Here is a 6,900-nt window from a genome sequence, read left to right as displayed (position 1 = left end):
TCGTGAGGACGTGAAGGTTGTGGTGGGCGGGGCGGTGATCACGCAGGACTACGCCGATGAGATTGGTGCGGCGGGATTCGGGCGGGATGCCACAGACGCCGTACGCGCCGTGAAAGATTGCATTGGCGTCGCCGCCTGACGCGGCGTGCCGCCAACAGCACTGATCATGCGAGACCGTAGCCATGGAACTGACCGTTAAGACATTCGACAGCGAGCTGGTGATCGATGAAGTCACTCGTCTCGAGCTTGACCAGATATTGCATGACCACGGATATTTCCTGAATAAGCGATGCGGGGGCGAGGGGACATGCGGCGGCTGCAAGGTCGTTCTTGAGGAAGGAGAGGTGACGGTTGCAGGCAAGCCGATCTCCACCTCGTCCTCTCATCCCCGTAATGTGCTTGCCTGCTGCACGAAGCTGGTTGGAAATCGCTCAGTCGTTCGGATACCCTCACGTTCTTTGATCGAGATCGGCGGAGCAATAGAGCACGAGTTTTACCTGCCGCCGAACATAGCAGTGAATCCGCCGATCAGAAAGATCTGTGTTGCCGTGCCGGCAGCATCGCTGACTGATCATCGCTCCGACCAGGAGCGCATGGTTGATGAAATTCGGCGAACGAGCGGATTGGAATCTGTCAGTGTGCCCTTGAGCATGACGAAACGCTTGTGTCGGTTGCTTGGCACTGGCGCTCAGATGATAAACGTCACTCTGACGGCATTCGGAGACCATTGGAAGGTATTTGACCTTGAGGGCGGCGACAGCCTTGGGTGTTCCTACGGCATGGCAATTGATATCGGCACGACGACAGTTGTTGGCTTGCTGATCAATTTGGAAACAGGGGCCATACTTCAAAATTCCGCACGTTATAACCAACAGGTGGAAATGGCCGACGATGTTGCTTCACGCATTTCGGCAGCCAAGTCAGCGCAAAATGTAGAGCGTCTGCAACGTCTGGTCGTGCTTGATACGATCAATCCTATTATCGACAGCGTGTGCCATGCTGAAGGTATCACCCGGGACAATATCAAGTCTTTTGTCATCGCCGGTAACACAGTGATGGCTCACCTGTTACTCGGTCTTGATGTATCAAACATTGGAAAGCTGCCCTTCAATCCATGCGTCCGCTACGCAGAGATGGTGACCGCACGTCAGTTGCACATGCACGGACATCCAGATGCTCATGTTGAGGTAATCCCGGCGATAAGCGGGTATATCGGTGGTGATATTACCGCGGACATCTGCGTTGCCGAACTGGAGTCGCAACCGGACGGGACCTTGCTTGTCGATATTGGGACCAATGCCGAAATGGTGCTCAAGGATCGGAATGGCCTTATTTGCTGCGCCACGCCAGCCGGGCCTGCGTTCGAGGGCGCGGGGCTCTTACATGGCTGTCGTGCATCAAAAGGAGCAATTGCGCACGTCAAGATCGGTCCGGATCTTGAATTTACGATTGAGTGCATCGAGGACGCGCCACCCAAAGGCGTCTGCGGCTCCGCAATCATCGATTTTATTGCGGAAGGCTTTAAGCGGGGGTTGATCAACAGGGCCGGTCGTTTCGTTATTGCACGCCTCAAGGAATGCGATAGGCACGTGAAACTCGATATCGCCGGACAATCAGTGCACGCTTGCGCGCTCACCAGGCGTACCAAGACGCGGGAAGATTCGCAGATTCTAGTCACCGAGGCAGATATTGCGCAAATCTTGCAGGCGAAGGCAGCGATTTTCTCTGGCATCAAGACATTACTCGAGCAGGAGGGCCGCTCTATTGGCAATGTCAGTAGCATCCTTCTCGCCGGAGGTTTTGCACGACACATAAATCTTGAGAACGCCATGTGCATCGGCATGCTACCCAGGCTGCCGACGGAGCGCTTTGTCGTGATGGGAAATAGTGCACTAGCCGGCGCATATCTATCCTTGGTCGACTATGGGCGGGCGAAAGTAATGCATGAGATACACCTGCGTCCTCGCATCGTTGAACTAAACCTCGTCGATTCATTTGAGGGTAATTTCATCGACGCGCTGTACTTGCCTGAGGCAATTGACGAAGCGCCCAATGACCAGACGCAAAGTTATATGGAGGCAGACGAAAATGTACATTGATTTCGATCGAGATGACCTCTTGACACAGGCGCATGATCGCGTGGCGAATCGCCGCGACGTCGAGCGCGTTCGCAAGGGGACGGATGCCGCGTATGAGCAGCTGTCAGAATGCCTCGCTTTGGCATTGCGCTGTGTGCAAACACTAGCAAAGCCCGCTGCTGCTGTCATCGAAGTCAATGCCGCTGAAATTTTGCACGACCTGACGCACGGCGATGAACCACTGCTGCTGACACCGCGTGTAGAACCATCGACTGCAGGAGATGTGAAAGCATGCCTGTATCTCGTGACATGCGGGTTGGATTCACGCGAGGCTATGCGTTGGCTTGAAAGCGACTACGCCGCATATCATTTTCAGAATGAAATTGCACGCGAGTTAGTCTTTGCCGTGGCGCGCCATACGCATCGAAGCGTCTGCGCTGACCATCCCGGCCATAGATTTGTCCGACACGCGATTCGCACCGAGATGCCAACGCCCCACGGTGCTGTGAGAGGCAATGGCGGCGCATCCCGTCTATGGGACCCGCGCGGAGTCGGGCGCTTGCTACAACGATTCGGGAGCGATGCTCTTGCCGTATCTACAACGAGCGCGGGCTGCCTCACGCCGCTCCACTCGCTCCTGGGTTTGATGATCGGTACGCCACTCTGTGGTGACGAGGATGCTGCATATCCTGCGCATGTCGGCGCTGAGCCAGCATGTGCATAGCTCACTGACCAACAAGAGGTGCGAAGCGGAACGACTCACCAGCAAGATAATCGCCACTACCCAAAGGTAAATCAGAAACGCAATCGTATGCAAGAGCGATATATCGATCTTTCCGATCGCTTACTCCAGTGGGCGTGACGAGTGAAGTGAAACTTTAAACACATTATCTGACGAGCAGGGCTGGCTTTTTTCAGCCCGGTTTCGAGACAAACTGCCAGGAGAATTTCGAGATGCATCAGTTCCATCCAATTGACCCACGCCTGCCTGACCTGCTGCGTAGCGGAAAACGCCTGCGTGGCGTTTTCAACGGCCTTCCATCACCCGCCATCGTCGAGATGTGCGCCTACGCCGGTTTTGACTTCATTGTTATCGACAACGAGCATGGTAGTTCTGATCTCCAGATCACTGAGCACATGCTGCGCGCGGCAAGAGCAAGCGGAATCCCGCCACTTGTGCGGTGCTTCGAGCAGGACATTGCGCGCATACTCGACATGGGTGCTAGCGGTGTGCAAATACCGATGGTTGACACCGCAAAACAGGCGGCTGACATTGTGCAGAAAATTCGCTATCCGCACCGGAGCGGCGTGAGCGGCCTGCGCGGCAGTGCGTTTAGCACGCGCGCAGCCGGCTATGGGGCATTTGGCGGGCCGGCGCACACAAAATTGAGCAACGAGCATATCGCACTTGTCGTAATGATTGAAACCCCCGAAGGCGTGGCCAATGCCGCAGAGATCGCCGCGGTGGACGGCGTTGACGCAGTTTTTGTGGGGCCTAATGATCTGGCCCATAACATGGGATACGAAAATCGATGGGGCGAGGCCGAGGTGCAGCGCGCGATCGAACATGCACTGCGTGCCGTGGCCGCGGCCGGGAAATGCCCAGGCGTACTGGCGCTTGGTGAAGACGAAGAGAATAAATACGCTGCCTGGGGAGGGCGGTATTTCGCTAGCACCACGACAGGATTAATGACACAGGCATTTCGCCAGGCAGCGCAAAGTGGCGCCCGTGGAGCTGGTTATTGACGCAGATGGCCGTGGCGTAAATCCATAGTCCACGCGTCCGCCCAGGTTCACACCTGTTGGCGTGAACCTGCAGGTAGAACAATTGGCACGGAGAAGATATTGAGCATGAGTAGAGCATCTATCATCGACGGTAAGGCATTTGCTGAGAACTTGACTCGAAAGATGGCCGAGGAGGTCGCATCAATCCGCGAAACATACGGATTGGTTCCTGGACTGGCAGTCGTGCTTGTCGGCGATGATCCGGCAAGCCAGGTATATGTACGAAACAAAGCGCGACAGACGGAAGCGGTCGGAATGCGCTCATTTGAGCATCGTCTCCCCTCTGAAACCTCACAGAAGGACTTGCTTGATCTGATAGGCCAACTCAACAAGAATCCGGTAGTTCACGGAATACTTGTGCAGTTGCCACTCCCACGTCATCTTGACAGCGCCTCCGTGATTGATTCGATCGATCCGGCGAAGGATGTGGACGGATTTCATGTCACGAACGTCGGGCGGCTCAATGCCGGTTTGCCATCGCTCATTCCCTGTACCCCGAAGGGTTGTCTGATGCTTCTGAAGAATCATCTCGGGAACCTGTCGGGGAAGCATGCGGTGATTATTGGCCGGTCCAATATCGTCGGAAAGCCGATGTCAGCGCTATTGCTGCGCGAGCATTGCACCGTGACTGTCGTTCATTCACGCACGCACGACGTGGCAAGTGAGTGTCGTCGTGCGGATATTCTCGTCGCGGCAGTTGGTCAATCTGAATTTGTCCGAGGCGATTGGATCAAGCCGGGTGCAACGGTAATCGACGTGGGCATCAACCGTGTTGCCACGACTGATGGAAGCACGCGGCTTGTTGGTGATGTCAATTTACGGGAAGCGCAGGAAATTGCTGGAGCCATTACTCCCGTCCCCGGCGGTGTCGGACCTATGACTATCGCCTGCCTGCTACAAAACACGCTTGAAGCGGCGCTATGTCAGATCGGTGTTAACAGATAAGTTCCAGAGTGACCTGGCAGCGTCGCCGAGCATGGAGCGCTGCCAGGCCGCTGCTTGCAAGTTGCAGTGAGGCGTAATACAGCCGGGCGCCGCTCACTTGGCTGGCTTCCTTGCCGATTCGCGAATTACCAGGTGCACGGGCAAAACAACGGTTTCGCACCGCGGACCGGTATCTTCATCAGCCAGTGAGCGGTGTACTAGTCTAATAGTCGCCTCGATCATGAGATCCAAGGGCTGTTCCACAGTCGTCAACAGATAGGACGGCCAGTTCGCCTGGGGTACATTGTCAAATCCGACCACGGAGACATCCTCTGGAACGCGTAACTTCAGTTCGTGGCGTAGTGTGTCCATCACTGCAAACGCCATATGGTCGCTTGCCACAAAAATTGCATCGGGATGATCGTCTGAAGAGCTGAACAGTTCCAGCGTCGCTCGGCGAGCGGTCTCGAAATCGTAGTTCCCAATGGCGCGAGCATAGACACGCATTCCGTACTCGGCGAGACCCTCGCGGAACCCGCGTTCACGTTCCATACTGGTCGAAGACTCTTCGTAACCGGTAATGTAGGCAATGCGGCGATTGCCGGCAGCGGCCATGAAACGGGCCACTTCTTGGCCGCCACTAATATTATCCGACCGAACCGAGCTTACTGCGCCCGTGTCGTCCTTCGACAGCACGCGGTTAAACAGAACTACCGGAATGTTGGCGTCAGCGCAATGTTGCGCCAGACCCGACGACAACGTCGTTGATGCCAGCACGATACCGTCGACATTATATTGCAATAGTTCGCCAATCAGGCTGTCCGAATTGTTGTTTTCAGTGATGAACAGCAGCACATGGAAGCCGTCGGCTTGCAGGCATTTGGCCAGCCTCTCCAGCGCAAGCGGATAGAACAGATTGTCAAGGTCAGAGAGGACCAGCCCAATGATGTTGGAGCGACCAGTGATGAGGCTGCGGGCATGGGCATTCGGACGGTAGCCGAGTTTGCGGGCTGCCTCAAGAACTTTTTCCCGCGTCGCTTTCGACACGCTGGCGCCTGGTGTAAAGGTGCGACTGACAGCTGATTGCGAGACACCCGCAAGGCGGGCTACATCGAACGAAGTTACCGGTGTCTTCATCTCTTTTCCATTAAGCCTGAGCTTCCTCGACACAACCGGCGACTCTCACCCCGACGCCACCTGCTTGATACGCAACGAAATCCATATGGTGTTCAAGCTGACGGCGGTGACCGACAGCAACGGCAGAAGCCGCATGCGCGTTATTCAGCAAATCGGCAAAAATTCGGCGGTTCATTGGAGTGGTCTGACAGTCTTGTCGTGTGCTGAGCGTTGAGAACTCTTATGAGTTAATTTGTGATCAAGGAGTGATAGTTCTTTCACTCGCCAGCAAAAGAGCAGTGTACCTGATATGCATGAAATGCATGACGCAGTGAACTCGCCTATTGCGCATTCCAACATGTCCGGCTAACGCGTCGCTATCCCGCGACAAGCGACTTCCCGCTACCTTCCGATTTGAGTGAACCCTGTGACTAAAACACGCAGGGCAGATCCCCTGGCGCCAAAGTAGTCGGTCTCCCGGCAACGACAATTGAGTGGTTATGCAGGATATCTGCGAAGCCATAGAAATATAACAGATCAGCAATGACCTCGCTATTGGCATGCGTATGCAACCGAATAATTCAATTAATGCCATTCCAAGAAATAGGAAATTTGGGAGATGCAAGTTGGGCAAAAACAGCTAAAAATTGGTTGACACGATATTCGAATGAGAACACAATGCATACGCATGCAACGAGGACTAGGTCTTCGCTTGACTTTGGAGTACGGCCGTTAACCCACGGGATAAGGCGAGCCTTTATTTAGTGTGCGTCAAGCTGACAGAGCTCTACAGCCTTACTGCCTTGACGCTGACACAAGTAACGGCACCGGCGCCGGTCTTGTGCTGACTGGCGACCTGGATATCTGCGAAAGGAAGAGGACGTGACTGATAGAGATGCGCTGTTCAACGCGATCTGCAAGGGCGACCGCAAGACGGTGGTGGCGATTGTTCAGGGGGCGGTTGACGCGGGAGGGGACGTGGTTTCGCTTCTGAACG

The 6,900-nt window shown here is 55.0% G+C and carries 5 protein-coding genes; 4 read left to right on the top strand and 1 reads right to left on the bottom strand.

The annotated features are described in order from the left end of the window. Positions 1-182 precede the first annotated feature (182 nt). The 4 genes from VJ698_RS22275 to folD all read left to right on the top strand — a co-directional run bounded on the left by VJ698_RS22275 (position 183) and on the right by folD (position 4,808). The gene (locus VJ698_RS22275; RefSeq protein ID WP_324105013.1) at positions 183-2,099 is read left to right on the top strand and encodes an ASKHA domain-containing protein; all 1,917 of its coding nucleotides are present in this window, start codon (positions 183-185) and stop codon (positions 2,097-2,099) included. Beyond that, the gene (locus VJ698_RS22270) at positions 2,089-2,802 is read left to right on the top strand and encodes a hypothetical protein (protein ID WP_324105012.1); all 714 of its coding nucleotides are present in this window, start codon (positions 2,089-2,091) and stop codon (positions 2,800-2,802) included. The genes VJ698_RS22275 and VJ698_RS22270 overlap by 11 nt, the downstream gene beginning before the upstream one ends. 230 nt (positions 2,803-3,032) lie before the next feature. Continuing rightward, positions 3,033-3,824 carry an HpcH/HpaI aldolase family protein gene (locus VJ698_RS22265; protein WP_324105011.1) on the top strand — a complete coding sequence of 264 codons (792 nt, stop codon included), beginning with the start codon at positions 3,033-3,035 and terminating at the stop codon, positions 3,822-3,824. 105 nt (positions 3,825-3,929) lie between these two features. Continuing rightward, positions 3,930-4,808: a bifunctional methylenetetrahydrofolate dehydrogenase/methenyltetrahydrofolate cyclohydrolase FolD gene (folD, locus tag VJ698_RS22260; RefSeq protein ID WP_324105010.1), complete on the top strand. Its 879-nt coding sequence runs from the start codon at positions 3,930-3,932 to the stop codon at positions 4,806-4,808. A gap of 93 nt (positions 4,809-4,901) precedes the next feature. Here the strand turns inward: folD and VJ698_RS22255 are convergent, their stop codons facing one another. Further along, positions 4,902-5,924 (bottom strand): LacI family DNA-binding transcriptional regulator, encoded by a 1,023-nt coding sequence (locus VJ698_RS22255; protein ID WP_324105009.1) that lies wholly within the window; start codon positions 5,922-5,924, stop codon positions 4,902-4,904. Between the last annotated feature and the right edge of the window lie 976 nt (positions 5,925-6,900).

Origin of the sequence: Noviherbaspirillum sp., from assembly GCF_035254685.1 — a bacterium.
Taxonomy (GTDB): domain Bacteria; phylum Pseudomonadota; class Gammaproteobacteria; order Burkholderiales; family Burkholderiaceae_D; genus Noviherbaspirillum.
Note: the sequence above shows the minus strand (reverse complement) of the source record. Positions and strands in the feature narration are given on the sequence as shown.